The 26,226-nt window shown below is 65.2% G+C and carries 26 protein-coding genes; 17 read left to right on the top strand and 9 right to left on the bottom strand.

Annotation, left to right across the window (positions count from 1 at the left end; all coding sequences use genetic code 11):
- Positions 1–7: 7 nt before the first annotated feature.
- Complete coding sequence (locus BMZ97_RS24760) at positions 8–889, bottom strand: LysR substrate-binding domain-containing protein (protein WP_092176146.1); 882 nt, start codon at positions 887–889, stop codon at positions 8–10.
- A gap of 527 nt (positions 890–1,416) precedes the next feature.
- Here BMZ97_RS24760 and ilvD point away from each other — a divergent pair.
- Positions 1,417–3,258 (top strand): dihydroxy-acid dehydratase, encoded by a 1,842-nt coding sequence (gene ilvD, locus BMZ97_RS24755; protein WP_092176143.1) that lies wholly within the window; start codon positions 1,417–1,419, stop codon positions 3,256–3,258.
- A gap of 56 nt (positions 3,259–3,314) precedes the next feature.
- On the opposite strand, the gene BMZ97_RS24750 is transcribed toward ilvD, so the two are convergent.
- A complete protein-coding gene (locus BMZ97_RS24750; protein WP_092176446.1) occupies positions 3,315–4,832 on the bottom strand; it encodes a sensor histidine kinase in 1,518 nt (505 codons plus the stop codon).
- Between the two features lie 86 nt (positions 4,833–4,918).
- Between BMZ97_RS24750 and BMZ97_RS24745 the strand changes: the two genes are divergently transcribed.
- Entirely contained in the window at positions 4,919–5,470 is a 552-nt protein-coding gene (locus tag BMZ97_RS24745; RefSeq protein ID WP_092176141.1) for a thermonuclease family protein, read from the top strand.
- 424 nt (positions 5,471–5,894) lie between these two features.
- Here BMZ97_RS24745 and BMZ97_RS24740 read toward each other — a convergent pair whose 3' ends face one another.
- Together BMZ97_RS24740 and BMZ97_RS24735 are read right to left on the bottom strand one after the other, a co-directional pair.
- Positions 5,895–6,422, bottom strand: a complete 528-nt coding sequence (locus BMZ97_RS24740) for a GNAT family N-acetyltransferase (protein WP_092176138.1) — start codon at positions 6,420–6,422, stop codon at positions 5,895–5,897.
- Positions 6,410–6,805 carry a type II toxin-antitoxin system TacA family antitoxin gene (locus BMZ97_RS24735; RefSeq protein ID WP_244546588.1) on the bottom strand — a complete coding sequence of 132 codons (396 nt, stop codon included), beginning with the start codon at positions 6,803–6,805 and terminating at the stop codon, positions 6,410–6,412. Before BMZ97_RS24735 ends, BMZ97_RS24740 begins: the two co-directional genes overlap by 13 nt.
- A 652-nt stretch (positions 6,806–7,457) precedes the next feature.
- Here BMZ97_RS24735 and BMZ97_RS24730 point away from each other — a divergent pair.
- The 7 genes from BMZ97_RS24730 to BMZ97_RS24700 all read left to right on the top strand — a co-directional run bounded on the left by BMZ97_RS24730 (position 7,458) and on the right by BMZ97_RS24700 (position 14,445).
- The gene (locus tag BMZ97_RS24730) at positions 7,458–7,940 is read left to right on the top strand and encodes a MarR family winged helix-turn-helix transcriptional regulator (RefSeq protein WP_092176133.1); all 483 of its coding nucleotides are present in this window, start codon (positions 7,458–7,460) and stop codon (positions 7,938–7,940) included.
- A 51-nt stretch (positions 7,941–7,991) separates the two neighbouring features.
- Positions 7,992–8,828, top strand: coding sequence for a carboxylating nicotinate-nucleotide diphosphorylase (gene nadC, locus BMZ97_RS24725; RefSeq protein ID WP_092176131.1), 837 nt, complete (start codon positions 7,992–7,994; stop codon positions 8,826–8,828).
- 22 nt (positions 8,829–8,850) lie between these two features.
- Positions 8,851–10,902, top strand: coding sequence for a phosphonate metabolism protein/1,5-bisphosphokinase (PRPP-forming) PhnN (gene phnN / locus BMZ97_RS24720; RefSeq protein ID WP_092176128.1), 2,052 nt, complete (start codon positions 8,851–8,853; stop codon positions 10,900–10,902).
- A 132-nt stretch (positions 10,903–11,034) separates the two neighbouring features.
- On the top strand, positions 11,035–12,024 hold the full coding sequence (locus BMZ97_RS24715; protein ID WP_092176125.1) for an ABC transporter substrate-binding protein: 990 nt from the start codon (positions 11,035–11,037) through the stop codon (positions 12,022–12,024).
- The gene (locus BMZ97_RS24710) at positions 12,021–12,872 is read left to right on the top strand and encodes an ABC transporter ATP-binding protein (RefSeq protein ID WP_092176123.1); all 852 of its coding nucleotides are present in this window, start codon (positions 12,021–12,023) and stop codon (positions 12,870–12,872) included. The genes BMZ97_RS24715 and BMZ97_RS24710 overlap by 4 nt, the downstream gene beginning before the upstream one ends.
- Positions 12,869–13,618, top strand: a complete 750-nt coding sequence (locus BMZ97_RS24705) for an ABC transporter permease (RefSeq protein WP_092176120.1) — start codon at positions 12,869–12,871, stop codon at positions 13,616–13,618. Before BMZ97_RS24710 ends, BMZ97_RS24705 begins: the two co-directional genes overlap by 4 nt.
- 8 nt (positions 13,619–13,626) lie before the next feature.
- On the top strand, positions 13,627–14,445 hold the full coding sequence (locus tag BMZ97_RS24700; protein WP_210188326.1) for an ABC transporter permease: 819 nt from the start codon (positions 13,627–13,629) through the stop codon (positions 14,443–14,445).
- An 85-nt stretch (positions 14,446–14,530) separates the two neighbouring features.
- On the opposite strand, the gene arsJ is transcribed toward BMZ97_RS24700, so the two are convergent.
- Both arsJ and BMZ97_RS24690 read right to left on the bottom strand, forming a co-directional pair.
- Entirely contained in the window at positions 14,531–15,775 is a 1,245-nt protein-coding gene (arsJ, locus tag BMZ97_RS24695; protein WP_092176117.1) for an organoarsenical effux MFS transporter ArsJ, read from the bottom strand.
- 1 nt (position 15,776) lies between these two features.
- The gene (locus tag BMZ97_RS24690) at positions 15,777–16,820 is read right to left on the bottom strand and encodes an ArsJ-associated glyceraldehyde-3-phosphate dehydrogenase (protein ID WP_092176115.1); all 1,044 of its coding nucleotides are present in this window, start codon (positions 16,818–16,820) and stop codon (positions 15,777–15,779) included.
- A 134-nt stretch (positions 16,821–16,954) separates the two neighbouring features.
- Here BMZ97_RS24690 and BMZ97_RS24685 point away from each other — a divergent pair, with 134 nt between their 5' ends.
- The 6 genes from BMZ97_RS24685 (at position 16,955) to BMZ97_RS24660 (ending at position 20,828) form a co-directional block, all read left to right on the top strand.
- Positions 16,955–17,473 (top strand): arsenate reductase ArsC, encoded by a 519-nt coding sequence (locus tag BMZ97_RS24685; protein WP_092176112.1) that lies wholly within the window; start codon positions 16,955–16,957, stop codon positions 17,471–17,473.
- Positions 17,470–18,366 (top strand): arsenate reductase/protein-tyrosine-phosphatase family protein, encoded by an 897-nt coding sequence (locus BMZ97_RS24680; protein WP_244546586.1) that lies wholly within the window; start codon positions 17,470–17,472, stop codon positions 18,364–18,366. Before BMZ97_RS24685 ends, BMZ97_RS24680 begins: the two co-directional genes overlap by 4 nt.
- A gap of 265 nt (positions 18,367–18,631) precedes the next feature.
- Positions 18,632–19,243, top strand: coding sequence for a glutathione S-transferase family protein (locus tag BMZ97_RS24675; RefSeq protein ID WP_092176110.1), 612 nt, complete (start codon positions 18,632–18,634; stop codon positions 19,241–19,243).
- Positions 19,244–19,729 carry a hypothetical protein gene (locus tag BMZ97_RS24670; RefSeq protein WP_092176107.1) on the top strand — a complete coding sequence of 162 codons (486 nt, stop codon included), beginning with the start codon at positions 19,244–19,246 and terminating at the stop codon, positions 19,727–19,729.
- Positions 19,663–20,199 (top strand): hypothetical protein, encoded by a 537-nt coding sequence (locus BMZ97_RS24665; protein ID WP_175525727.1) that lies wholly within the window; start codon positions 19,663–19,665, stop codon positions 20,197–20,199. The genes BMZ97_RS24670 and BMZ97_RS24665 overlap by 67 nt, the downstream gene beginning before the upstream one ends.
- On the top strand, positions 20,196–20,828 hold the full coding sequence (locus tag BMZ97_RS24660) for a uracil-DNA glycosylase family protein (RefSeq protein ID WP_092176441.1): 633 nt from the start codon (positions 20,196–20,198) through the stop codon (positions 20,826–20,828). The genes BMZ97_RS24665 and BMZ97_RS24660 overlap by 4 nt, the downstream gene beginning before the upstream one ends.
- A 100-nt stretch (positions 20,829–20,928) precedes the next feature.
- Here BMZ97_RS24660 and BMZ97_RS24655 read toward each other — a convergent pair whose 3' ends face one another.
- The 3 genes from BMZ97_RS24655 to BMZ97_RS24645 form a co-directional block, all read right to left on the bottom strand.
- Positions 20,929–21,258, bottom strand: a complete 330-nt coding sequence (locus tag BMZ97_RS24655) for a porin family protein (RefSeq protein WP_139221323.1) — start codon at positions 21,256–21,258, stop codon at positions 20,929–20,931.
- A 410-nt stretch (positions 21,259–21,668) separates the two neighbouring features.
- Positions 21,669–22,787, bottom strand: coding sequence for a TRAP transporter substrate-binding protein (locus BMZ97_RS24650; protein ID WP_092176099.1), 1,119 nt, complete (start codon positions 22,785–22,787; stop codon positions 21,669–21,671).
- A 336-nt stretch (positions 22,788–23,123) separates the two neighbouring features.
- Positions 23,124–24,209, bottom strand: a complete 1,086-nt coding sequence (locus tag BMZ97_RS24645; protein WP_092176096.1) for a TRAP transporter substrate-binding protein — start codon at positions 24,207–24,209, stop codon at positions 23,124–23,126.
- A 329-nt stretch (positions 24,210–24,538) separates the two neighbouring features.
- Between BMZ97_RS24645 and speB the strand changes: the two genes are divergently transcribed.
- Complete coding sequence (gene speB, locus BMZ97_RS24640; RefSeq protein ID WP_092176094.1) at positions 24,539–25,606, top strand: agmatinase; 1,068 nt, start codon at positions 24,539–24,541, stop codon at positions 25,604–25,606.
- Positions 25,603–26,088, top strand: coding sequence for an Lrp/AsnC family transcriptional regulator (locus BMZ97_RS24635; protein WP_175525726.1), 486 nt, complete (start codon positions 25,603–25,605; stop codon positions 26,086–26,088). The genes speB and BMZ97_RS24635 overlap by 4 nt, the downstream gene beginning before the upstream one ends.
- Positions 26,089–26,226 lie beyond the last annotated feature (138 nt).

Below are 26,226 nucleotides of genomic sequence, written 5' to 3'. Positions count from 1 at the left end.
GGCGTCGTCAGGCTTCGCCCTGGCTGCTCTCGTGGCCGCCTTGCGTCAGCGCCTGCCGTAGGAAGTCGCGGAGCGCCCGCATGGCGGGGCTGGCGCGCCCCGGCGCCATATGCAGCGCGATCTCGGAGGCCGGCAGGGCCGGCAAGCCGTCGCTGGCGTCGAGCAAGCGCAAGCCCGGCCGCGCCGTGCCGGCCTTGACGATGGTCACGGCGGCGCCCGAAGCCGCCATGGCCTCGACTGCGCCGATGCTGGAACTGCTGAACAGGATGCGCCAGCTCAGCCCCGCCGTGTTCAGGGCAGCAAGCCCCCATTCCCGGTACATGTTGGGGGCGCTGAGCAGCGCAAGCTTGAGGGGCTGTTCCAATGACAGGCCATGCCGGTCGGAGCAGGCCCAGAGCGTCCGTTCGCTGCGCAGCACCTCGCCGCGCCCGTCGCCCTGCTTCTGGGTGGTGAGCACGAGGTCGAACTCTTCGCCGAGCCTGGTCAGCAGATCGCGGGTGAAGCCGGTCGTGACCTCGAGCTCGACATCGGGATGGGAGCGCACGAAGCGGGCGAGCGTCTCCGGCAGCACGATCGTGGCGTAGTCGTCCATCACCGCCAATCGCACCGGCCCGCTCACGCTCTGCGCATCGGCGACGTCGAGCGCCTCGTCATGCAAGGCCACGATGCGGCGCGCATAACCCAGGAAATCCTCGCCGGCGCGCGTCAGCGCCACCTCATGGGGCGAGCGCTGCAGCAAGGTGTGGCCGACCAGCTCCTCCAGCCGGCGCACCTGCGAGCTGATCGTCGACTGGCTGCGGAACAGCGCTGCCGCGGCGCGCGTAAAACTGCCCTTCTCGGCGATAGTCACCAGGCAGCGCATCAGGTCGATGTCGATATTGCGGATCATGCGGTGTTTTCCGGACGCGCCTGCCGTCGAAATCGCCGGCCATGCCCCGTTATGCCGACTCCGGCGCGCCGTCTCCAGCTAGCAGGCTGCAATCAGATGGACATACAGGGCGTGTCATCCCGGACAAGCCGCGTTAGCGGCGCCGATCCGGGATCCATTCCGGAGCATTGATCGGCGGGGCTCAGGAATGGATCCCGGGTCTGCGCGGAGTTTATCCTTGAGCCGATCGAAGATCGGACCCGAGGGCTTCGCCCGGGATGACGGCGTGTTTCCGAGCCAGGTGTTCCCGGGCCAAGTGCTGGGGCTTGTTCCGAAAACGGGTTCGCACTTTTTGGGCCGATGCTCTCGCTGCGATCGGCCGCGTCGATCCTGGAAATCGAAGAATTCAATTTTGCCGGCGGCGGCATAGCGATTAGAGCAGGATGCGAAAAAGTGGGGACCGGTTTTTCGCGCCGATCCTGCTCTCACGCGTTGATGAGAGCCGGCGATGTTTTGACGTCCAGTCTCCCGGGCGGAGAGGGTGAATCATGCCGAAGCTGAGATCAGACACCACCACCAAGGGCCGCAACATGGCCGGCGCGCGCGGCCTGTGGCGCGCCACTGGCATGAAGGACAGCGATTTCGGCAAGCCGATCATCGCCGTGGTCAACTCCTTCACCCAGTTCGTGCCGGGCCATGTCCATCTCAAGGATCTCGGCCAGCTCGTCGCCCGCGAGATCGAGCAGGCTGGCGGCGTCGCCAAGGAGTTCAACACCATCGCGGTCGATGACGGCATCGCCATGGGCCATGACGGCATGCTCTACAGCCTGCCTTCGCGCGAGATCATTGCCGACAGCGTCGAGTACATGGTCAACGCCCATTGCGCCGACGCCATGGTCTGCATCTCGAACTGCGACAAGATCACGCCCGGCATGCTGATGGCGGCGATGCGGCTCAACATCCCCACCGTCTTCGTCTCCGGCGGGCCGATGGAAGCGGGCAAATACATCGCCGAGGGCGTGCTCAAGAAGGTCGACCTCGTCGATGCGATGGTCGCCGCCGCCGACAGCAAATATTCCGACAGCGAAGTCGATGTGATCGAGCGCTCCGCCTGCCCGACCTGCGGCTCCTGCTCGGGCATGTTCACCGCCAATTCGATGAACTGCCTCACCGAGGCGCTGGGTTTGGCCCTGCCGGGCAACGGCTCGGTGCTGGCGACGCATGCCGACCGCAAGCGTCTCTTCGTCGAGGCGGGGCACCTGATCGTCGACATCGCCCGGCGCTGGTACGAGCAGGACGACGCGAGCGTGCTGCCGCGCAATGTCGCGAGCTTCAAGGCCTTCGAGAATGCGATGACGCTCGACATCGCCATGGGCGGCTCGACCAATACGGTGCTGCATCTGCTCGCCGCCGCCCATGAGGCCGAGATCGCTTTCACCATGGCCGATATCGACCGCTTGTCGCGGCGCGTGCCGGTGCTGTGCAAGGTCGCGCCCTCGGTCGCCAACGTCCATATGGAGGATGTCCACCGCGCCGGCGGCATCATGGCGATCCTCGGCGAGCTCGAGCGCGCCGGGCTGATCGACACCTCGCTGCCGACCGTCCATGCGGCGACGATGGCTGAGGCCCTGTCGCGCTGGGACATCACGCGGACGCAAAGCGAGGCGGTGAAGAGCTTCTACAGCGCAGCGCCTGGCGGTGTGCCGACGCAGGTCGCCTTCAGCCAGGAGCGCCGCTTCGAGGAGCTCGATCTCGACCGCGCCGGCGGCGTGATCCGCGACAAGGATCATGCCCATTCCAGGGATGGCGGGCTCGCCGTTCTCTCCGGGAACATCGCGCTCGACGGTTGCATCGTGAAGACGGCCGGCGTCGACGCCTCGATCCTGAGCTTCTCCGGGCCGGCGGTGATCTTCGAGAGCCAGGACGCCGCCGTCGAGGGCATCCTCAACCGCAAGGTCAAAGAGGGCGACGTTGTCGTCATTCGCTATGAGGGACCGCGCGGCGGGCCGGGCATGCAGGAAATGCTCTATCCGACGAGCTATCTGAAGTCGAAGGGGCTCGGCAAGGCCTGCGCGCTGGTCACTGACGGGCGCTTCTCGGGCGGCTCGTCGGGCCTATCGATCGGCCATGTCTCGCCTGAGGCGGCGGAGGGCGGCACGATCGGTCTGGTCGAGAATGGCGATATCATCGCCATCGATATCCCCAACCGCGGCATCAGCCTGCAGGTTTCGGAGGAGGAGCTGGCGCGCCGGCGTGCCGCGATGGAGGCCAAGGGCAAGGACGCCTGGAAGCCCGCCGCGCCGCGCAAGCGCAAGATCACCACCGCGCTCAAGGCCTATGCCGCGATGACGACGAGCGCAGCCAAAGGCGCAGTCCGGGTCGTGGACTGAATTCAGCGGGGATGGCCGGCCAATGGCGAAGCGTAGCACCTTCGCCATTGGCCTGTTCAGGCTGCCCGCGTCGTCGGTTCCGGCAGGGCTGCCAGCGTATCCATCACCCGCTCGGCCGGGAGCGTGATCGTCACTTCGGTTCCGGCGCGCGGCTTCGACTTCAGGTGGAAGCCGCCGCCATGCAGGTCGATCAGCCCCTTCACGATCGGCAGGCCCAGGCCTGAGCCCTGCTCGGCTGTCTTGATCGCCAGCGAGCCGCGCCCGAAGGTCTGCAGCACGATCGGGATTTCATCCTCCGGAATGCCCGGTCCCGTATCGGTGATCGAGACATATTGCCCGCCATTGGCGGTCCAGCCGACCTTGATCGAGATCTCGCCGCCCTGCGGGGTGAACTTGATCGCGTTGGAGAGGATGTTCAGCACCACCTGCCGGATCGCCCGCTCATCGGCCCAGACCTTGGGCAGATGCGGCTCAATCGCCTCGCGGATCGTCTGGCCCTTGGCCTTGGCGCGCAGGTTCAGCATGTGGCGGCAATCATCGGCGATGGCGGCGAGCGAGAGCGCCTCCTCGTTCAGCTCGTATTTGCCGGCCTCGATGCGCGAGAGATCGAGGATCTCGTTGATCAGCTCGAGCAGATGCTGGCCCGAGCCGTGGATGTCGGCGGAATATTCCTTGTAGGCGGCGTTGGCGTGCCCGCCGAAAACCTCGTTCTTCATCACCTCCGAGAAGCCCAGGATCGCGTTGAGCGGCGTGCGCAGCTCATGGCTCATCGTGGCCAGGAAGCGCGATTTGGCGAGATTGGCTTCCTCCGCCTTGCGCCGGGCCTCGTCGGAATTGGCGGTCGCGGTTTCCAGCTCCGCGATCAGCGCGTCCTTTTCGGCGCGGAATTCGATGGTCGAGACCGAGCTGGCATAGAGCCGGTTGGCCAGGAAGATGAAGAAGAACTGGGCGGACGCCGCCATCAGCGCCATCGTCACGCTGTCGATATCGTTGCGGCCCCAGAAGAACAGGCCGATGCCGACGGTGATCGGAAGCAATCCGGCATAGACCGCGATCGGAATCGAGGCCGACAGCATCACGGTCAGCGCGCTGACAATCAGCAGGGTCGTGGTGACGAAGACCTTGGCGCCCGGCGCGCCGCTCTGCGCGAACAGCAACAGGATCAGCGACCAGGTGAAGCCATGGACCCCTTCCGCCAGGGCGAAGAGACGGCGCCACAGCCCGATCCGGACATCGCCGGTCTCCTGCTGGAGGAAACGCCGACACAGGATCACGATGACCAGGGAGCTGAGGATGACGGCACCGACCCAGGGCGCGACCCTGGAGATCGGTGTCCACAGGCAGGCCGCAGCCGCGATGCAAAGCGCGAGCACCAGCGTGCCGGCGGTGCCGTTCATCCGGTATTGCGCAAACAGCCGCAGCAATTCGTAGTCGAAGGCGCGCACCAGCCCGGTCGAGGAGGTCAGTCGCTCGCGCACCGATTTGACCTCGCGCGTGACGAGCTTGCGGCGCGCCAATGCGGTCGGGTCGGGTCCACGCCCGCGTTGCACCTGTTCAGCCGTGACTTCCGCCATGATCGGAGCAAAAATGTCCTCGCCCGGCAGCGCAGGATGCACCGCCGGCTCGCCATCATGGTCTGTAAATCGTTAAGCTCTTCCTGATGGCGCGCTTCGGATTCGGTCGTTTCAGGTCAGGCCCCTTCGGCTGGCGACGCGTCAGCCGGCTGGTCGATCTCGTGGTCGCCTTTGGAATCCTTGGTTTACTGGCGATAGCGGGCGCCGTGCTGCAATATCGGCTCGGGCCTGCGCGCCTGCTGACCGGCGCGGCGCAGGCGATCGACGGCGATTCGCTCAGGTTGAACGGCGAGGAATTGCGCCTGGAAGGGCTGGATGCGCCCGAATATCGCCAGAGCTGCATGACCAAGGCTGGCAGGCCGGTCGATTGCGGACGCAGCGCGCGCCGCGCCTTGGCCGATTTGCTGGAGCGTGGCCTCGTCACCTGCGAGATCAGCAAGCTCGATCGCTATGGCCGCGGGCTTGCCCATTGCCGTGTGGGCGAGATCGACATCAACGCCGAGCTGGTGCGGCAGGGCCAGGCGGTCGCCTATGGCGGCTATCGCAATGAGGAAGAGCAGGCGAGGGCGGCCGGGCGCGGGCTCTGGGCGCTCGACTTCGAGCGGCCCGAGACCTGGCGGCGGGAACATCCGCGTTAGAGCCCGTTTGGGAATTCCCTCAGCCCTCATCCTGAGAGGCTAGCCGGAAATGACATCAAGGATTTCAATGGCTCTGCGTTGACCACCCCTGCGCCGTCATTCCGGATCTGCGCCGCTGGCGCGGCTTGTCCGGAATGACGGTGCGGATGATGGCAAGCGAACGGAGGTTCTTGATATCGCTCGATTCATTTCCGGTCAGGCTCTGAGGAGCCATTCCGGCAGGAATGGCGTCTCGAAGGATGCTCCAGGAGGCTCCCGAACCATCTGGAGCATCCTTCGAGACGGCCCTTGCGGGCCTCCTCGGGATGAGGGCAGGAGTTTCCAAACGGTGTCTTAGAGCCTTGCTGCGAGAGCCGGGTGTCGGTTTTTCATAAGGGCAATGCTCGACTGCAGCCTTGTGAGATTTCGTTGAACTTCGCTGTGTTCAACTGAGAGCCCTGATCGCGGTCTCAATCGGTATGAACATCGTCCTGCTCTCCGCAGGGAACTCGACAAAGTCGAAACGCGTGTAGAAGGCCGCGGCACGATCATCGATAGCGTGCACGAGGACGCCGCGCACGCCGATGATCTTGGAGGTTTGGATTGCCCGAAGAAGAGCGTCCTTCAGAAGGCCTGCGCCAATACCCTGTCGCTCGTGAGATGTGCCCACCGCCAAGCGGCCAAGCACGATCATCGGCACGGGATCTGGGCTATTTCTCCGCAACTTTCCAGGCGCTGTACTCAATCTGACAGAGGCGCTCGAAATGCAGTAGTAGCCCACGACGAGATTGCGTTCGGCGCAGACATATGTGCGGCTGGTTTGCCCCTCGCTTTTCACAGCGCGAGCCTTCAGCCAATCGTCGAGGGCATCGTGGCCGCAGGCGAACCGGCTCAGATCGTGATGAGAGGTGATAGGGCTCGGGGGCGAAAGACCGCTCCCGAGCTTCGTCGATATGTCCGTTACGTCTCCCATGGGGATTTCTCTGCGAACAGTCTCTTCAGTCGTGAGCTAGGCGGCGGCGGATTGTCGAGGACATCCATAAACGCTTCGAACTGCGCCTCATTCAGAGAGAACAGCTTCTGATCGATCAAGACATCGATCGCGTGCTGCTTCGCACTCTCCAGCATGAACTCCGTACGCGTTTTCCCGACGACATTTGCAGCGGTATCGATGAGATCTCGTGTCTGCCGGGGTACTCTCAGATTTATCGTTGTCGTCTTCGTCTCCGATGCCGGTCGCTTCTCGACAGCTGCGGCGGGTGGCATTGTCAGGGTTCCATTCTCTCCGGGTTGATCGCGCTTGGCTGCGCGGGTTGATCGATCTGCCGATCGGTCAACACAGAGTTGATAAGCCATACTCGTATCTACATCGTCAACACAGATAACGTCGCATGCGCATTGCGGTTCCAACACGCAGCAATCCGGGCACGGACGAAATGTCGACCATGATCGGTCATGATCGTGGATTTGGCGTTGTGACAATCTGATGAGCATCGGCGATGCAGCGGAACTCGCTCCACGCGACTTCAACTCCAATCATTGGGGCATAAGGCGCCGATCGGCGACTGGGCACGATTAGCCTCGGTTCGGCCTAGGGGGGGATGATTCCAGCCTGAACTGCACCGCTCGCAATGACGGCCTGGATGGTCCTGATCGAGCCGAGCATCGTCTTCCCCTTCTCGCGATCGACCACTCCCAAGCCCAGCTCGGATCCAGCGACTGCACAAGGCTCAATAGGCCCGGCGACGATCGCCGTGCACCGACGCCGAGGAGACGCCGCAAGAGTCGGATTTCGCCCGAATAAACAGGGTACACTCTTCTTTCTGGCTGCCGGCCTGCAATGCGGAATCCCAATCTCGGTTCAAACTGCCGATTTTTTGGATCGCTTTTGCCGTATGCGGCGGCATCTCGGCTGCAAGGCGCTATTGACGCTCCCTTTGGAATAGTGTGCACTCTATAAATCGAAGACTTCAAAAGCGCCTGTGTCTCCCCCAGCGGAAGGACTCGCATGCTCGCGTCAGGACAGTCGGGACCGGCCCATGACGCTGCCGAGAACGCGGCCCGCGCGACGCTGCCTGAGCCTTACGACGTCACCGAGCAGATCGGCTACTTGCTGCGGCGCGCCTATCACCGCCATCTCGCGATCTTCCAGGAGCATATCGGCGACCCGCAGATGACCGCGGTCCAGTTCGCGACCTTGTGCGCCCTTGAGCGCCAGGGCCAGGCCTCCCAGAAGGATCTCATCGCCGCCACGGCGATCGACCAGGGCACGATCCGCGGCATTCTCGAGCGCCTGCACGCGCGCGGCTGCATCACCCTCGACAAGGACCGCCACGACGCCCGCAAGGTCCTGGTCGCGATCACGCCGGCGGGGCGGGCCCTGCTCGACGAGATGATTCCCCGGGCGCGCGACATCACGCACCGCACCCTAGCGGAGCTCAATCCCGCCGAGCAGGCGGCGGCGATCTTCGTTCTCCGGAAAATGTTCTGACCCGCAACCCGTTCGCATCCAACCCATTCGCAGCATCGTGAGGCAAGACGCATGTATGACCGCTTCTCCGCACTTCGCATGGTCGACCTCTGGCTGGCGGAGGACATCGGCTTCTTCGACCTGACGGCCCAGCTGATGATCGATCCGAAGGCCCGGGCCACCTTTCACATGAATGCGCGCGAGCCGATTACGGTCGCCGGCATCGAGGTCGCCGCCGCCGTCTTCACGCGCTACGAGCCATCCTGCCAGGTGGAGCTGAAGGTCGAGGACGGGCAAGCCGTCGACAAGGGCGCGGTGCTGATGATCGTCAGCGGGCCGGCCCAGGCCCTGCTCACCGCCGAGCGCGTGGCGCTCAACATCGTCCAGCGCCTCTCGGGCATCGCGACCGAGACCGCGAAATATGCCTCCGCCATCGCCCACACCAAGGCGCGGCTGCTCGACACCCGCAAGACGACGCCGGGCCTGCGGATGCTGGAGAAGCATGCCTCAGCCTGCGGCGGTGCGCTCAATCACCGGCTTGGCCTCGACAATGGCGTGATGCTCAAGGACAACCACATCGCGGTCTGCGGCAGCATCTCTGAGGCGGTTCGCCGGGCGAAGCTGAAGGTTCCGGCGCTGACCAAGATCGAGGTCGAATGCGACCGGCTGGAGCAGGTCCGCGAGGCGCTGGCGGCCGGCGCCGATGTGATCATGCTCGACAATATGGCGATCCCGGCGATGCGCGAAGCCGTCCTCTTCGTCGCTGGCCGGGCGGCGCTGGAGGCCTCGGGCGGGATCAGGCTCGATACCATCGCGGCGATCGCCGAGACCGGCGTCGACTACGTCTCGACGAGCCGGCCGCTGCAATCGGCGCCGGCGGTCGATATCGGCCTCGACGAGCCGCGCTGACGAGGCGGACGGACGAACCCTGATGAAACCCGGCATTCTCTTCGTCATTGTTGGTGCGAGCGGTGTCGGGAAGGACACGCTGATCGCCGGCGCGATGACCACTCTTGCGGCGTCGGGCCGCTATGTCGCCTGCCGGCGGGCGATCACGCGCGCGGAAGGGCCGGGCGAGGATCACGAGCCCGTCTCTCCCGAAGAGTTCGAACGCCGTGTCGCGGCCGGCGGCTTCCTGCATCGCTGGCAGGCGCATGGGCTGAGTTACGGGCTGCCGATTGAGCTGCGCGCCGAGCTCGAGGCCGGGCGCCATGTCGTCGCCAATGGCTCGCGAGGGGCCTTGGCGGGGCTGATCGACGTCGTGCCGCGTCTCGTCGTCGTCGAGATCACGGCGCCACGCGCAAGATTGCGGGAGCGCATCCTGGCGCGTGGCCGCGAGAGCGCAGCCGAGATCGACCGGCGCCTCGACCGCAGTCCCGATCCGCTGCCGGAGAGGATCGAGCTCCTGACGGTTGCCAATGATGCGAGCGTCGAGGCCGGGATCGAGCACCTTGTCGCAGTGATCGAGAGCGCCGCCGCGCGCATGGCGCTGCGCCGCATGCCGATCCATGCGGGGCGCGCGAACATGGCGTTCCTGCCGCAGGACAGCAGCGCGGTGCCGGCCGCGACCTATGCCGGCAGCGGGCGCATCGAGCTCATGGCGGCGGGGCGCAGCGTGCGGGCCGCGGTCAGCATGGTGGAGCCGGGCGCGCTTCTGCGCGATGACGAGATCGGCCTCTCGGCCGAGGCCTTCGACGCACTGGCGCTGCCGGAGGGCCACAGGGTGTCGATCAGGCGCACGCCGACACCCGGCAGCCGCGCGCTGCTCTGCCGCAAGATCGATGGCGGGCGCCTCTGCGCCGATGAATACGAGACGCTGTTCCGCGACATCGTCGAGGATCGTTATCCCGAGAGCGAGGTCTCGGCCTTCCTGGTCAGGACGATCCAGAACCTCGACGATACCGAGGTCGTCGCCGTGGCGCAGGCGCGCTGCCGCTTCATGCCCAGGATCGCCTGGGACGCGCCGATCGTCGTCGACAAGCATTCGCTCGGCGGTATTCCCGGCAGCCGCATCACCCTGATCGTGGTCCCGATCGTCGCCGCCCACGGGCTGCTGATGCCCAAAACCTCGTCGCGCGCCATCACCTCGGCATCGGGCACGGCCGATGCAATGGAAGCCGCCTGCCGGGTCGACCTGACGGCTGAAGATGTCGCCCGCGTCGTGCGCGAGACCGGCGCCTGCATCGCCTGGAACGGCCGGCTCAACCATTCCGCGCTCGACGACGTGGTCAATGCGATCACGCGGCCGCTCGGCCTCGACAGCAATCGCTGGTCGGTCGCCTCGATCATGTCGAAGAAATGGACTGCGGGATCGACCCATGTCGCGGTCGATTGTCCCTACGGCCCCAACGCCAAGCTGAAGACCCTGGCTGACGCGCGCGAACTCTGCCGCGTCTTCGAGCTGGTCGGCGCCGGGCTCGGCCTTACGGTGCGCGCGCTGGCCACTGACGGCAGCAGCGCGATCGGCCGCGGCATCGGGCCCGCTTTGGAGCTGCGCGATGTCGGCCTGGTGCTGGATTGCGACCCGGCGGCCCCCAGCGATCTGCGCGAGAAGGCGCTGACCTTCGCCGCGGAGATCCTGTCCTTCGATCCCGCAATCGGCGATTCCACGCGCGGACGGGCGCGGGCCGAGGCGCTGCTGGCGTCGGGCGCGGCCCGCGACCGCTTCGAGCGCATCGTGGCGGCGCAGGGGCGCACGGCCCGGATCGAGCCAGGACCCCTGACCCATGTCGTGCGGGCCGCCCAGGCGGGCCGCGTCGTAAGCGTCGACGGCTGGCAGCTGGCCGGCGTCGCGCGCAGCGCCGGCGCGCCGGCCGTCAAGGCCGCAGGCATCGATCTTGCGACATCGGTGGGGCAGCGCGTCGCGGCCGGCGGGGCGCTCTACACCATTCACGCGACGGGAGCGGCCGATCTGGACGCGGCCGTCGAATTGTCGTCGAGACGATCGGGCATCACGCTGAGCGAGGTTTTCGAGACGGTCTGAGCACAGCCGAGTCGTTCTGAACACAGCCCGGCCTTGCTGACCACGGGGCTTGGCTATCCACGGGCTTTGGCTATCAACTGCGGCCGCGTTCTCCCCTTCGGAGTGCGGGCGGCGATTTTCGGGAGAAATCGTATGGCTTTCAAGACACGCAGTCACGCTCGAGCCCTGGTGGGGGCGCTCGCCTTCGCCGCGACGTCGATACTGTCGGGCCCGGCCGGCGCGGTCGAGATCTCGATCACCCAATGGGGCGCGAGCCTCTATGGCGCTCCGGTGGCTGTTGCAATCGAGCAGGGCGATTTCAAGAAGGCTGGCATCGATGTGACCGGCGTGGTCGGCTCGGGCGGCGGCGGCACGAGCGTTCGCAACATCCTGGCGAGCGAGGTACCCTATGGCGAGGTCGCCACGGCCGCAGCGCTGGCGGCCGCCAGGCAGGGGCTGCCGGTCGTGCTGATCCATTCCGGCACCCGCACGGTCGCCGAGGCCAGCCTGGTGACGATGCCGAACTCGGAGATCAAGAGCCTCGAGGACCTCGTCGGCAAGAAGGTCGCGATCACCTCGCCGAAATCGACCTCCGAAATGGTCTTCCTGATGGAGCTGGCGGCGAAGGGCATCGACGCCTCGAAGATCCAGCGCATCGCGTCCGGCGGCTATACGCAGGGGCTGACCATGCTGGAACAGGGAGCCGTCTCGGCCGCCGTCCTGATCGAGCCGCTGTCGATCCTGCGCAAGGACCGCTACCGCACGGTGATCGCGGCCAAGGGCCTGCTGCCGGCGATGACGACTTCGGTCGGCATCACCACCCGCGATTTCGCCAAGGCCAAGCCCGAGCAGCTGAAGGCCCTGATCGCCGGCCGCCGCATGGGCGTGCAGGCGATCTACCGCGCGCCGGAAGCCGCCTCCGACATGGTCGCCAAGCAGTTCAACATGGATCCGGGCCTGGCCAAGGTCGCGATGCTGAACATGATCGAGCCGCAGATGTGGAGCGAAGGCGGCTTCAGCACGGCCGAGCTGAACCGGATCGGCGAGGGCCTCAAGCTCGTCGGTGAAATCTCGGCCTTGCCGGATTGGGGGGCGCTGATCGACCGCTCCTTCCTGCCGGCCGACCTCAAGACCGACCAATGACGGTCCTCGCCATGGCGTCGCGCGACGCGCCGAAAGCCGCAATCGAGCCGCCGGCCGCGAGCCTCAGGGGCGTGACGCGTCATTACCGCTTCCCCGGCGGGGCTAAGACGCTGCACGCGCTGGGGCCGATCGATCTCGATCTCCGGCAGGGCGAGTTCTTCTCGGTCGTCGGCCCGTCGGGCTGCGGAAAATCGACGCTGCTCGATGTGCTGGCGGGGCTGAACCCGCCCAGCGAAGGCACGGCGAGCTTCGAGGGCAAGCCGATCGCCGGCGTGCCCGACGGCATCGGCGTCGTCTTCCAGGAGGACGCCTCGTTTCCCTGGCTGACGGTCGAGGCCAATGTCGCCTTCGGCCTGAAGCGGGCTGGAATCGGCCAGGCCGAGATCGATCGCCGCGTCGATTATGCCGTCGGCTTCATGGGCCTGCGCGATTTCCGGCAATCCTATCCGGCGCAGCTCTCGGGCGGCATGCGGCAGCGCGTCTGCATCGCACGCACGCTCGTGCTGCAGCCGCGGCTGATCCTGCTCGACGAGCCTTTCGGCGCGCTCGACCAGCAGACCCGGCTGATCATGGGCGACGAATTGCTGCGGCTCTGGCGCGAGACCAGGGCGACCGTGCTGCTGATCACGCATTCGCTCGACGAAGCCGCGATGCTGGCCGACCGCGTCGGGGTGATGTCGGCGCGGCCCGGCCTGTTCATCGACATCATCGAGACCGGCTGGCCCAGCGACCGCGACAGCCGGATCGTCGCCGATCCGCGCTTCGGCGAGATGACCGGCCGGATCTGGGAGAAGCTGCGCACTGAAACGATGAAGCACATGCAGACGCAAGGCGCCGGACCGCGATGAGATATCGTGCGCTCGTCACCCTGGCCGTCGTGCTGGCCTGCGTGCTGGCGCTGGAACTGGCCTGCGCCTTGGGCTGGGTCGCCAGGACCGTGATTATCCCGCCCAGCGAGATGGTCGGCAGCCTCCGCGACATCCTCTGGTCGGGCGAGTTCAACCGCGCGATCGCCCTGACCCTGACCAATGTGATGATCTCGGTCGTGATCTCGATTTCGGCAGGCTTCGTGCTGGGCGTCGCGATCCATGCCAGCGATTTTCTGCGGCGCGCGGTCGAGCCCTATCTCGCCAGCTACTACGCCGTCCCGACCTTCATCTTCTATCCGGTCTTTATCGTGCTGTTCGGTGTCAACAGCGCCGCCATCATCGCCATCGCCGTGCTGCTCTCGATCGTGGCGATGATCACCGCCACGATGAACGGCCTCGACCGGATTCCGACCGTGCTGCTGCGCACCGCCCGGATCATGCGCCTGTCGCCGGTCAAGACCGCGCTCTTGATCCAGCTGCCGGCGGCGGCGCCGTATTTCTTCACCGGGGCGCGGCTGAGCGTGGCCTACTCCTTCATCGGCGTCATCGCCTCGGAGTTCATCCTGTCGGGCGACGGGCTCGGCTACGCCATCGCCTATGCCTACAACAATTTCGAGAACCGGCAGATGTACGGGCTGATGCTGCTGATCGTGATCGCGGTCACGCTCGTCAACATGACGCTCGACAGGCTCGACCGCCGCCTGCAATCGCGCCTGCGCCGCTGAGGTTCAAGATGTCGAGCAAAGTCCTGGCGAGCAAAACCATGGCGAGCAAAACCCTGCCGAGCCGAACCCTGCCAGGCGAAGCCTTGCGAAACATCGTGCCGCCGATCGTGCTGGCCCTGGTCCTGATCCTGTGCTGGCAGGGCCTGCACCTCGCCACCGCATCGGGCGCGATCAGTTCACCAGCCGCCACCTTGGCGCGGCTCGTCGTATTGATGGGGAGCGGCCGTTTCTGGCTCGACGTTGCCGAGACCGGCACGGCTTTCGCCTGGGCGCTGGTGCTGTCGATCGTGCTCGGCATCGGGCTTGGCGTCGCGCTCGCTTTGCTGCGGCCGGTCGGCGAGGTGATGGAGCCGATCCTGGTGACCTTCTACTCGCTGCCGAAGGTGACGCTTTATCCGCTGGTGCTGCTGATCTTCGGGCTCGGAATGCCGGCGAAGATCGCCTTCGGCATCATGCATGGGCTCGTGCCGATCACGCTCCTGACGCGCAACGCCATCACCCAATTGAAGCCGGTCTATCTGCGCACCGCCAAGGTGATGCGGCTCAGCGCGTTCGAGGCGGTGCGATCAGTCGTGTTGCCGGCGATCATTCCCGAACTCGTCGCCGGTATCCGGATCGGTTTCTCGCTGAGCCTTCTCGGCGTCCTGATCGGCGAGATGTTCGCCTCGAAGCGGGGCCTGGGCTTCACCGCCGTCAACGCGATGGGGCTGGGCGATCTCGACACGATCATGGCGATCGGCGTGTTCCTGGCGCTCTTCGCGGTGCTGGCGAATGGCGGGCTCTTGTCGCTGGAGCGCGCGATCCGCCACCGCTCGGCCGGCCGTTAGAGCATTTTCGAGCGAAGCGGTATCCACTTCGCTTCGCGTAGTCATCGCCGATCGAGCCGCAGGATGCGCTTGTTGAAGGCTGCTTTCAGCCTCGCGCGGTTACAAAAGTACCACGTCCTGGCAGTGCAAGCGTCGCGAGGAAGCAGGCTGCCAACATCAGGGCGGAACCGATCAGGCAGGCATAGATACCCCCGACTTGGTAGAGCAGGCCCGAAAGAAGCGTCCCCGCGAAGCGGCCGAGCGCGTTCGCCGCATAGTAGAAGCCGACATCCTCTGCCGATTTCTCAGAGCCGGCATAGGCCAGGATGAGGTAGGAGTGCACTGAAGAATTCACTGCGAAAGCGAAGCCGAAGACGCATAGCCCCACGACCAAAACCATGTCAGCCGGCAGGCCAGCGGCGCTGGCAAGGACCGCGGCGATAGCCACCGGCACGATGGCAAGGGCCAAAGACCACATCCGCGCTGCCGGCACCTCCGCCGAAAGCCCGTCGGAGCTCCTCTTTACGAATGCGGGCGCCGCTGCCTGAACGACACCATATCCGATAGTCCAGAGCGCCAGAAAGGTGCCGACCATGGTGAAGGTCCACCCGGACGCATAGAGGAACACCGGCACGCCCACCACGAACCAGACATCGCGAGCGCCAAACAGCGCGACGCGGGCGAGTGCCAGCAGGTTGACGGCCCGGTTCTTGGCGAAGAGCTCGCGGGCAGTCTTGCTTGCCTTCGCCTTGCCGAGCATCGCCGGCAGCGAGGTGACGACGCCCAATAGGATCAGCGCGAGCATGGCCGCCATCGCCCAAAGCGCGCCACGGAAGCCCAGCGCCTCCAGCAGCAGCCCGCCGAGGAAGAAGCCGATGCCCTTCATGGCGTTCTTCGAGCCGGTGAACCACGCAACCCAACGGAACAAGCGGCCCTCCGCGTCTTCGGCCTTGGCGGTGGCTTCCGCCACCTTGATTGCAGATTTCGAGGCGGTCTTGGTCAGATCCTTGGCGACCCCGCAGATTCCCTGCGCCATGACGACCCAAGTCACTGAGGCGGCCGCGGTCCAGTCCGGCGAAAGGCCTGAGAGCAGCAGGAATCCCGCGATCTGGGTCGTCAACCCCACCGCCAGCATGCGCGTGATGCCATAGCGGGCCGCGAGCCAGCCGCCGATCAGGTTGGCTGCGATACCGGCCGCCTCATAGAGAACGAAGAGGAAGGCGAGTGTAAAGGGCGAATAGCCGAGCCGGAAGAAGTGCAGCAGCACGAGCATCCGCAGCGCGCCATCGGTCAGCGTGAAGCCCCAATAGGCGGCGGTGACGATGGCGTAGTTGCGCGAGCCCTCGGTCACGTCAGATCCCGACCTGTTCGAGGTGGCAAGCAAGATCGACCATGCGGCAGGCATAGCCCATCTCGTTGTCGTACCAGGCGTACACCTTCAACATCGTCCCATCGGTGACGAGCGTCGACAGACCGTCGATGATCGAGGAGCGCGTGTCGCGCTGGTAGTCGATCGAGACCAGCGGCCGCGCCTCGAAGCCCAGGATGCCGGCAAGCGGCCCCTTCGCAGCAGCCTTGAACAGCTCGTTGACCTCAGCGGCCGTCGTCGGGCGCTCCAGCTCGAAGACGCAATCGGTCAGCGAGGCGTTGAGCACCGGCGCACGAACGGCGTGGCCGTCGAGCTTTCCCTTGAGTTCAGGATAGATCAGCGCGATCGCAGTGGCGCTGCCGGTCGTCGTCGGCTGGAGCGAGAGCATGGCGGAGCGGGCGCGGCGCAGATCCTTGTGCGGTGCATCGACGACAACGTTCGTGTTCGTCGGGTCGTGGATCGTGGTGATCTGGCCGTGGCGGATACGCAGGTTCTCATGAACGACCTTCACCACGGGGGCGAGGCAGTTGGTGGTGCAGGAAGCTGCCGTCACGATCGGATGCAAATCAGGCTTGTAGAGATGTTCGTTGATGCCGACGACCACGTTGAGGACCGACGCATCTTTGACTGGTGCAGCCACGATGACGCGCTTGGCACCGCGCTTCAGATGCCCCTCGATCGTGGCAGGCATCAGGAATTTGCCGGTACATTCGAGCACGACATCGACGCCGAGGTCACCCCAAGGGATATCTTCGGGCGCAGCGTGAGCCGAGAAGCCCATCCGGCGCTCGCCGATGCGGATTCCGTTCTCACTCTCTGGGCCTATGTCGGCGCGCCAACGGCCCTGCATGCTGTCGAATTCCAGCAAATGGGCCGTCGCCAAGGCTCCGCCCTTGATCTCGTTGAGATGCACGACGTCGAGTCGGTTGCCGGCACGCGGATCGTCGCCCTGGCGCTCGGCGGCGCCGAGAGCTGCCCTCAGAGCCAGGCGCCCGATGCGCCCCATGCCGTTGATGCCGACCCGCATGATCCATGCTCCCTACGATGATCCTGAACGGTCCATCGCCTGAATGAAGGCTACATGTCAATATGTCGGTTGATTACGACATATTACTCGGGCAGCATTCATGTCGATCATGAACGATATAACGAGATTATCCCATGGAAACGGCGCCCCTGAAGGTCCTCTTCGTCTGCAAGGGCAACCACGCCCGCTCGATCATGGCGGAATCCATCATGCGGCGGCTCGCCGGCGACAAGTTCATGGTCTTTAGCGCCGGAAGCCAACCGCAGCCGGAGGTCAGCCCATTCGTCGCTCGGCTGCTGAAATCCCTGAATCACGATATGGCGGGCCTGCATCCCAAGAGCTGGAACGAGTTCGCCCAAGCTGGCTCGCCAGAGCTCGACTTCGTCTTCACCTTGTCCGAGACCGCAGCCAACGCGGTGCCGCCCGCTTGGCCCGGCAACCCGATGGCTGCGCTCTGGACGCTGCCCGATCCTGCTGCCTTCCAAGGGGAAGACGTGCAGAAGGCGCTTGCCTTCGCGGACGCCTACCGCATGCTCAATAATCGGATTTCGATCTTTTCGAGCTTGCCGCTGTCAACGCTGCAAGGCATGGCGCTGCAGCACCGTCTCGACGCTATCGGGAAGGACATGGGCAGAAGGGACGACGCGGCGTGACGCCAGGACTTGACGCATCGAGGCTGGATTCTCCCGATGCAGTGGCGCTGCTCGGCGCGCTGGCGCAGCCGACGCGGCTGGAGATCTTCCGCCTGCTCATGCGGTATCGTCCGCATGGGCTTGCCGCCGGAGACATCGGCCGGCTGCTGGCCGTGGCGCACAACACCTTGTCGACCCATCTGGGCGCGCTCGAACAGGTCGGACTGCTGGCGTCGCGGCGGGAAGGCCGCCACATCATTTTCGCTGCTCAGGCCCCGCGCGCTGACGCGCTGCTCGCCTTCCTCTCCGACGCCTGCTGCAGCGAGAGGCCAGTGGGATGTGCGCCCGTTTCGCTATCCGTCCCGGCTCGCCGGGAGTTCGTTGCCAGCGAGCGCCCCTTACGCGTGCTCGTGGTCTGCACGGGTAATTCGGCCCGCTCGATCATGGCCGAGGCGGTCCTGAACCGAGAAGGGCTCGGGCGGATCCAGGCCTATTCGGCTGGCAGCCGTCCGCAGGAGATGCCTCATCCGCTGGCTCTCGGCTTGCTCGATGACCTCGGCTATGACGTCTCGGCAATGCGCTCGAAGTCTTGGGACGAGTTCTTTGGTCCTGCCGCTCCTGAACTCGATCTCGTCATCACGGTCTGCGACGACGCGGCCGAGGAGATATGTCCAGCTTTCCCTGGCGCGCCGATGCGGGTGCATTGGGGGCTGGACGATCCTGCGTCGGTCTCGGGCCCGCAAGCGGCCAAGCGTGCCGCCTTCCTGCAGAGCTATCGCGACCTGACCGCTCGCGTCACGGCCTTCGTCAACCTGCCATTCGAGGAGATGCCGCTGCGCGAGCTGGAGCCTGTTCTGATCGCCATCGGCCGGATGGACGGAGCGACCGACAAATCGTTGGAGCAGGCCGCATAACCACCGCTCCGGCCACAGCCTCGCCGGCAGGATCTCACGCAAAGTTTTCCGTAAAGCTGGCATAGAGCCCGCATGTCATCGAGCCCTTCCAGTTGCTAGAGCAGTTTCCGATCCAATTGGATGGTTCAACAGCTCTAGGCAAGGCTCGCTTTCGCGCGTCTCCCGTCATCGTCATCGCCAAACATCGATCATGAAATGGCGTCATCCTGTTGACCGCCAAGGCCTCGCCATGGTCGGGTCGGCCCGCAAAAGGGAGAGGTCTTCGATGAAGCTCTATGATGGCGGGCGGGCGCCCAATCCACGGCGGGTGCGGATCTTCTTCGCCGAGAAGGGCGTGCCCCTGCCCGAGCTCGTGCCGGTGGATATCGCCAAGAAGGAGCACAAGAGCGAAAGCTTCACGCGCATCAACCCGCTGCAGCGTTTGCCGGTGCTCGTGCTCGACGACGGCACCGCACTCGCCGAGACCATCGCGATCTGCCGCTATATCGAGAGCCTCCATCCGCAGCCCCCGCTGTTCGGGGCCGATCCGAAGCAGCAGGCGCTGACCGAGATGTGGAACCGCCGCGTCGAGCTTGGTCTTTTCAACAGCGTCACCGCCGTCTTCCGCCACAGCCACCCCTCGATGGCGGAACTGGAGGAGCAGGTTCCCGAATGGGCCGAGGCCAATCGCGAGCAGATCGACGACCATCTCTGGATCCTCGAGCTCCAGCTCGCCGGCAACCGCTTCGTCTGCGGTGAAAACCTGACCGTGGCGGATATCACGGCCGGCATCGCGATCGATTTCATGAAGCCCTCGCGTATTTCGCTGCCCGAGGATTTCGTCCATATCCGCCGCTGGCACGCCGAGCTCTCGGCGCGCCCGAGTTGGAAGGCCTGAATGCGCGCGATTGTCGTCTTAGTGCTGGCAACATTGGCGCTGGCATCTCTGGCGCTGGTATCACCCGCCTCCGCCGCCGAGCGCTTGAGCGGCGAGGCGATCAAGCGCACCTTCGAGGGCAACACGGTCAGCGGCCGCTACACCAATGGCGGCTTCTTCACCGAGTACCATGACGCCGATGGCCGCGCGCTCGGCCATAATGGCTGGCAACCCAACAAGGACGCCTGCTGGATCACCAAGGAGGATCAGGTCTGCTATTATTACGGCCCGCCGACCGACCGCACGGTGCATTGCTTCACGGTCGAGGCCACCGAGAAGCTCTATGTGCTGCGCAACGTCTCCAACGGCCAGATCAATGCCTTTGCGACGGTCGAGCTCGGCAATCCGCGCAAGCACAGCGACAATGGCGCGCCCTGGTATTGCGACGGGCTGATCTCGCGCGCGCCGGCCCTGCCGATGTCGCGGCGCAGATTCGCGGCCCGGTGATGCGGCGGCTCGCCTGCGCTGCCCTGGTCGTGGCTTTGTCGGTTCCCGTGGGTGCCGTCGGCCATGCCGCCGAGCGCCTGAGCGGCGACGCCATCCGCAAGGCCTTCGAGGGCAGTACGGTGAGCGGCCGCTATTCCGGCAACAACCTGCCTTTCAGCGAATTCCACCATCCCGACGGCCGCGCCAGCGGTCACAACCGCAATGTCGCCAATACGGACGCCTGCTGGATCACCACGGCGGATGCGGTCTGCTATTACTATGGACCGACCGAGACGCGCCGGACCTATTGCTTCACGGTGGAATTGAGCGGCCGGCTCTATGTGCTGCGCAGCCGGCCGAGCGGGCGCATCAACGGCATCGCCACCATTGAGCCCGGCGATCCGCATGGCTTCAGCGCCGGCGCTGCGCAATGGACCTGCGACGGGCTGATCTCGCGCGCGCCCGGCCGATCCCGCCTGGCGCGGCGATGAGCCTGGCGGAGCCGCTCGAGGCGGTGCTGCGGGATCTGCGCGCCTGCCGGATCTGCCGCGATGCGCCGCTTTATCCGCCACCCCTACCGCATGAGCCGCGCCCGGTCATCCAGGCGAGCGCGACGGCGCGGCTCTGCATTGCTGGGCAAGCGCCGGGCACGCGCGTCCATGCCAGCGGCAAGCCCTTCACCGATCCCTCCGGCGTTCGTTTGCGCAACTGGCTCGGGCTCGACGAGGCCGCCTTCTACGATGAGGCGAGGGTCGCAATCGTGCCGATGGGACATTGCTTCCCCGGCCTCGACGCCAAGGGCGGCGACCGTCCACCGCGCCGCGAATGCGCGCCGCATTGGCGCAGCCTAGTCCTCGCGGCGCTGCCGGAGATCGAACTGGTGCTGGCGATCGGCCGCTATGCCCAGGCCTGGCATCTGGGGCCAAGCGAGGGGGCGACGCTCTCCCAGACGATGGCGAACTGGCGCGCAATCCTGGAGCGGCCGGTCATGCCGCGCGTGCTGCCCCTGCCGCATCCCTCCTGGCGCAACAATGCCTGGCTGACGCGCAACCCCTGGTTCGAGGCGGAACTGGTGCCGGTCCTGCACGCCGAGATCGCGCGGCTCGTTTCGAAGAGTTAAACTGACGGCCTTCAGCACTGAGCGACGGCGGAGCTTCAGCAATAACTCGGGGTCAAACGCCGTTGGTATGAGAGCAGGATGCGTCGATGCCCCCGCCGGCTCAGCGATAGCCGTAAGTGTAGCCGTCGAGCCCGCGGTCGATGCGGCCCCTGGCCTGGATGACGGTGCTGACCGGGCCCAGGGTCGTCTGGTCGCGGGTTTCGAGACGCACGCCGGCTGTGGCCGCCGAGCCGCTCCGGCCGCCCGTGCGGACGCCGTATTCGACGGCAACCGAGCCGCCGAGACGCACGCAGGCCGTGCTGCCTTCCATGCGCACGAAGCCCGGGCCGTATTCGGGGCAGGGCCGGGCGGTCTTAGTGGGTTTCCAGGGCGTCGCCTTGGAGGTCGTCGTGCTCTGGCCGGGAATCGGCTCGCCGATGACTTGCGCCATGGCGGGGCCAGCGGCGACCGCGAGCGTCGCGAATGCAAGAAACGCGAATGCTTGGAATCGGATCAGCACGGTCGGGACCTTCGGATGCGCCATGCGACGATGATAACGACAGAATTCCGACGAAGCCATGGCAAGAGCCTCGATATCCAGGTTTCAATGCCATCCAGGCCGTCATTGCGAGGAGCAAAGCGACGAAGCAATCCAGAGACGGCAGAGCTCTACGTCCCCTGGATTGCTTCGCTGCGCTCGCAATGACGGTGTGTTTCAGGCCAAAATCACCCCCTAGGGCATTGCTTCTGCGAAAAACCGTTACCCAGTTTTTCGCGCAAGGCTCCAAAGGAAAAACCCCGGCCTTGCGACCGGGGTTCGACAGGCATCGAGTTGGCCAGAAAACTGGCCGGTCGCTCTTTTCAGAGCTGATTGGCCGCGCGCGCGCGGATCAGGAAATTGTCATAGGAATATTCGGCGATCTGGAACCAGAGATACTGGTCGCCGCGGAAGGCGGACATCGCCTCGTAAATCTTCTTGAAATCGGCGTTCTTGGCCGAGGTCTCGGCATAGACCTCCTTCGAGGCCTTGAGGCTGGCTTCCATGATCTCCTGGGAGAAGGGCCGCAACTGCGCGCCCGCACCGACCAAGCGCTTCAGCGCGGGCGGGTTGCGGGCGTCGTATTTGGCCTGCATGTCGATATTGGCGAGTGCTGCGGCCGTGGTCAGGACCGATTTGTAGAGCTTCGGCAGGGCGTCCCATTTCTCCGTGTTGATGAAGAAGTGCAGCGCCGCGCCGCCCTCCCACCAGCCCGGATAGTAATAAAATGGCGCGACCTTGTTGAAGCCGAGCTTCTCGTCATCGGCGGGGCCGACCCATTCGGCCGCGTCGATCGTGCCTTTTTCAAGCGCCGGATAGATGTCGCCGCCGGCGATCTGCTGCGGCACCACGCCGAGCTTGCTCATCACCTGCCCGGCGAAGCCGCCGATGCGCATCTTGACGCCCTGCATGTCGGCTACGGTCTTGATCTCCTTGCGGAACCAGCCGCCCATCTGGCAGCCGGTATTGCCGCCGGGTAGGGCGTAGATATTGGCCTTCTTGTAGAACTCGTTGAGCAGCTCCATGCCGCCGCCATAGTAGAACCAGGCGTTCTGCTGGCGGGCGTTGAGGCCGAAGGGCACGGCAGTGCCGAAGGCGTAGGTCGGATCCTTGCCGACGTAGTAATAGGACGCGGTGTGGCACATCTCGACGGTGCCGTTGGTGACGGCGTCGGCGGCCTGCAGTCCGGGCACGATCTCGCCTGCGGCGAAGACCTGGATCTGGAACTTGCCGTCGGTCGCTTCCGAGACGGCCTTGGCCAGGATTTCCGAAGCGCCATAGATCGTGTCGAGCGATTTGGGGAAGGACGAGGTGACGCGCCATTTCACCTCGGGCATCGCTTGCGCGATGGCCGGGCTCGCGATCACGCTGGCGCCCAAACCTGCACCCATGCCGACGGCTGCTCCGGCTCCTGCCGTCTTCAGAAATTGACGACGCTTCATCTGGACCTGTCCTCCCTCAAAGACGATGCGCGCGCCGGTTTCGTCCAGTCTTCGCGTTCCCACAAACAAAGCAGGTCTTTTCGCTAGTGCAAGCGAAAAAGCATGGCGCGCATGCAAAAATGACATGGCTGCTTTAAAATCCACTACCTTTGCGCGCAAGAGTCGGCATTTCCGGTGGGGCAGGGGCAGACCAGTGCGTCGGCGCGATCACGGAACATGAAAAAAGCCCGGCAACCTGCCGGGCTTTAAGGATGAATCGTCGTGGCCGTGGAAACGCCGCGCCGGAGCGCGGCCGTCGTGGTAGTGAAAGGGCCGCGCTGACGCGCGGCACTCGCCTCAGCGGGAGCGCGTGCGCACCTGGAAGACGTCGAAGGTGAGTTCCGCGACCTGCCACCAGAGATAATGGTCTCCGCGGAAAGCGGCCATCGATTCGATCGCTTTCTTGAAGTCGGGGTTCTTGGCCGAGATCTCGGCATAGAGCTCGTTCGAGGCCTTGAGGCAGGCTTCCAGGATCTCCTGGGAGAACGGCCGCAATTGCGTGCCGGCACCGACGAGGCGCTTCAGCGCCGGCGGGTTCACGACGTCGTACTTCGCCGCCATCCAGTTGTTGGCATGGGTGCAGGCGGCGGTCAGCGCGGCCTGGTAGGCCTTGGGCAGCGAATTCCACTTCTCCAGGTTGACGAAGGCATGGACCGTCGGCCCACCCTCCCAGAAGCCCGGATAATAGTAGAACGGCGCGACCTTGGCGAAGCCGAGCTTCTCATCGTCATAGGGGCCGACCCATTCGGCGCCGTCGATCGTGCCCTTTTCCAGCGCCGGATAGATGTCGCCGCCGCCGATCTGCTGCGGCACCACACCGAGCTTCTGCAGCACCTGCCCGGCGATGCCGCCGATGCGCATCTTGATGCCCTGCAGGTCGGCGACGGTCTTGATCTCCTTGCGGAACCAGCCGCCCATCTGCGCGCCGGTGTTGCCGCAGGGCAGGCCATAGATGTTGAACTTCTTGTAGAACTCGTTGAACAGCTCGTTGCCGCCGCCCTGGTACAGCCAGGCGTTCTGGCCCCGCGCATTGAGGCCGAAGGGCACCGAGGCCGCGATCGCGAAGGTCGGATCCTTGCCGACATAGTAATACGACACCGTGTGGCACATCTCGACGGTGTTGTTGGTCACGGCGTCGGCCGCCTGCAGCGCGGGCACGATTTCGCCAGCGGCGAAGACCTGGATCTGGAATTTGCCGTCGGTCAGGTCGGAGACCATCTTGGCCATGACCTCGGCGGCGCCATAAATCGTGTCGAGCGACTTCGGGAAGCTCGACGCCAGGCGCCATTTCACTTCCGGGTTGGACTGGGCTACGGCCGGCATGGCGACCGCTGCGGCGGCGGCGCCGGCAGTGGCGGTCTGGATGAATTGACGACGCTTCATTGGAACATCTCCTCCGGGATCTCAGCAAAATGATGCGCAGACGGGTTTGCTCCCATCCTGCGGTGTTTCAGGACAATGATGGCTGGCGGCAGCAATCATCAAGGCCGGGCGCATTGTTCTTTGGTGCAACGCGCTCGTGTTTTCGGCCCTATACTTGCACGTTTTTCTCGCACATCTCCCCAAACATCCTGTGACCGTCGAGCAATCCTGCGGGCTCGACAATTGCGCCTGGAACATGGCACGGCTGCGCCGGGAGCGCATGAAACTTTTCACGCGTGCGGTCAACCTCCGCCCGATCTGATGCGGACGAAATGCGAAAGGCGCGCGACATGGCCGGGGATAAATTGGACCAGGATAAACTCGCTAGTCTGAGGGCGCGCTATGCCGGCGCGAGCGGGGCCGATATCCACGATTCGCGCTTCGCCAAGGTTGCCGCCGACCAGTTCAAGGGCGACAAGCGCAAATGGCCGTTTTCGGACGTCGCCACCTTCATCAGCGCGCCCTATCGGCCGGATGCGCTGAGCCTGCCCGATCTCGGCGGGCTCGATGTCGCGATCATCGGCCTGCCGATGGATCTCGGCGTCACCAACCGCGCCGGCACGCGGCTTGGACCCCGCGCCGTGCGCGCTGTCGAGCGCATGGGGCCGATGGACCACGTCCTGGGCACAGCCCCCTTCGGCATGCTGAAAGCGGCCGATATCGGCGACGTGCCGTTCCGCTCGCGCTATTCGCTGGAAAGCTGCCATGAGGACATCGAGGCGACGTTCAAGGCCATCGTCGCAGCCGGCGTCTCGCCGCTCGCGGTCGGCGGCGATCATTCGATCACCTATCCGATCATGCGGGCGGTCGGCGAGAAGCGCCCGCTCGGCATGGTCCATATCGACGCCCATTGCGACACTTCGGGACCCTATGAGGGCTCGAAATTCCATCATGGCGGCCCGTTCCGGCAGGCGGTGCTCGACGGCGTGCTCGACCCCGATCGCGTGATCCAGATCGGAATCAGGGGCGGGGCCGAGTATCTCTGGGAGTTCTCCTATGAGAGCGGCATGACCGTGATCCACGCTAATGAGGTCGACGAGCTCGGGCTCGACGCCGTCATCGCCAAGGCGCTTGCCGTCATCGGCGACGGGCCGACTTACGTCTCCTTCGATGTCGATTCGCTCGATCCGGCCTTTGCACCGGGCACCGGCACGCCCGAGGTCGGCGGGCTCACCCCGCGCGAGGCGCTCGCCATCCTGCGCGGGCTGAAGGGCGCGAACATCGTCGCCGCCGACGTGGTCGAGGTCGCGCCGCAATATGATGCGACCTCCAACACGGCCCAATGCGCGGCGCAGGTGCTCTTCACCGAACTGTGCCTCATCGCGGAAGCCCGCGCCCTGGGCAAGGGCAGGCCGTGAAGCGCAAGACGCTGACGCTCGACGCGATCGACCGCCGGATCATCGCGGTCCTGCGCGGGGAGGGGCGCATCACCAACCAGGCCCTCTCCGAGCGGGTCGGGCTCTCCGCCCGGCCCTGCCTCGAGCGCGTGCGAAAGCTCGAGACGTCGGGCCTGATCCGGGGCTATGGCGCACGCCTTGCGCCGGAGCTCGCCGGCCACGCCATCGTCGCCTTCGCCCAGATCTCCTTGCGCGACCATTCTGTCGGTCGGCGCGAGCGCGTCGAGAAGGTGCTGAAGAGCTGTCCCGACGTGGTCGAGGTCCAGGTCGTCAGCGGCGAGGCCGACTATCTCGCCCGCATCGTCGCGGCTTCGCTGGCGGATTACGAGGAATTGACCGGCGCCTGGCTCGCCGACGCGCAGCTCGGCGTGGCGAGAATCGCCACCACCTTCGCGCTCAAGGCGCTGAAGGAGTTCGAGGGCTATCCTCTGGGTGAGGAGTAGCGCGCCTGCGAGTGCGGGGCGCGGGGAACGCCTCTCCCGCATCGAAGTCAGGTTTACCCGACTTCGACACTTTGAGTGCTGATCTCGGGCAAGCCCGAGATCAGTGAGAAGGGCAGGGACGAGGTGTCAAAAGGCGCG

Source organism: Allobosea sp. OK403 (assembly GCF_900113835.1).
Lineage (GTDB): Bacteria > Pseudomonadota > Alphaproteobacteria > Rhizobiales > Beijerinckiaceae > Allobosea.
This window is presented reverse-complemented; position numbering and strand designations above follow the sequence as displayed.

Bases quoted from the DNA above. Each gene is read 5' to 3' on its own strand.
- BMZ97_RS24715 (WP_092176125.1), top strand. From the start codon at position 11,035: ATGGCTTTCAAGACACGCAGTCACGCTCGAGCCCTGGTGGGGGCGCTC.
- BMZ97_RS24740 (WP_092176138.1), bottom strand. From the start codon at position 6,422: ATGGGAGACGTAACGGACATATCGACGAAGCTCGGGAGCGGTCTTTCG.
- BMZ97_RS24710 (WP_092176123.1), top strand. From the start codon at position 12,021: ATGACGGTCCTCGCCATGGCGTCGCGCGACGCGCCGAAAGCCGCAATC.
- BMZ97_RS24760 (WP_092176146.1), bottom strand. From the start codon at position 889: ATGATCCGCAATATCGACATCGACCTGATGCGCTGCCTGGTGACTATC.
- BMZ97_RS24655 (WP_139221323.1), bottom strand. From the start codon at position 21,258: ATGGCGCAAGTCATCGGCGAGCCGATTCCCGGCCAGAGCACGACGACC.
- phnN (WP_092176128.1), top strand. From the start codon at position 8,851: ATGAAACCCGGCATTCTCTTCGTCATTGTTGGTGCGAGCGGTGTCGGG.
- BMZ97_RS24730 (WP_092176133.1), top strand. From the start codon at position 7,458: ATGCTCGCGTCAGGACAGTCGGGACCGGCCCATGACGCTGCCGAGAAC.
- BMZ97_RS24650 (WP_092176099.1), bottom strand. From the start codon at position 22,787: ATGAAGCGTCGTCAATTTCTGAAGACGGCAGGAGCCGGAGCAGCCGTC.
- BMZ97_RS24675 (WP_092176110.1), top strand. From the start codon at position 18,632: ATGAAGCTCTATGATGGCGGGCGGGCGCCCAATCCACGGCGGGTGCGG.
- BMZ97_RS24745 (WP_092176141.1), top strand. From the start codon at position 4,919: ATGGCGCGCTTCGGATTCGGTCGTTTCAGGTCAGGCCCCTTCGGCTGG.
- BMZ97_RS24735 (WP_244546588.1), bottom strand. From the start codon at position 6,805: ATGGCTTATCAACTCTGTGTTGACCGATCGGCAGATCGATCAACCCGC.
- BMZ97_RS24660 (WP_092176441.1), top strand. From the start codon at position 20,196: ATGAGCCTGGCGGAGCCGCTCGAGGCGGTGCTGCGGGATCTGCGCGCC.
- BMZ97_RS24700 (WP_210188326.1), top strand. From the start codon at position 13,627: ATGTCGAGCAAAGTCCTGGCGAGCAAAACCATGGCGAGCAAAACCCTG.
- BMZ97_RS24685 (WP_092176112.1), top strand. From the start codon at position 16,955: ATGGAAACGGCGCCCCTGAAGGTCCTCTTCGTCTGCAAGGGCAACCAC.
- BMZ97_RS24645 (WP_092176096.1), bottom strand. From the start codon at position 24,209: ATGAAGCGTCGTCAATTCATCCAGACCGCCACTGCCGGCGCCGCCGCC.
- BMZ97_RS24705 (WP_092176120.1), top strand. From the start codon at position 12,869: ATGAGATATCGTGCGCTCGTCACCCTGGCCGTCGTGCTGGCCTGCGTG.
- speB (WP_092176094.1), top strand. From the start codon at position 24,539: ATGGCCGGGGATAAATTGGACCAGGATAAACTCGCTAGTCTGAGGGCG.
- ilvD (WP_092176143.1), top strand. From the start codon at position 1,417: ATGCCGAAGCTGAGATCAGACACCACCACCAAGGGCCGCAACATGGCC.
- BMZ97_RS24690 (WP_092176115.1), bottom strand. From the start codon at position 16,820: ATGCGGGTCGGCATCAACGGCATGGGGCGCATCGGGCGCCTGGCTCTG.
- BMZ97_RS24670 (WP_092176107.1), top strand. From the start codon at position 19,244: ATGCGCGCGATTGTCGTCTTAGTGCTGGCAACATTGGCGCTGGCATCT.
- BMZ97_RS24750 (WP_092176446.1), bottom strand. From the start codon at position 4,832: ATGGCGGAAGTCACGGCTGAACAGGTGCAACGCGGGCGTGGACCCGAC.
- nadC (WP_092176131.1), top strand. From the start codon at position 7,992: ATGTATGACCGCTTCTCCGCACTTCGCATGGTCGACCTCTGGCTGGCG.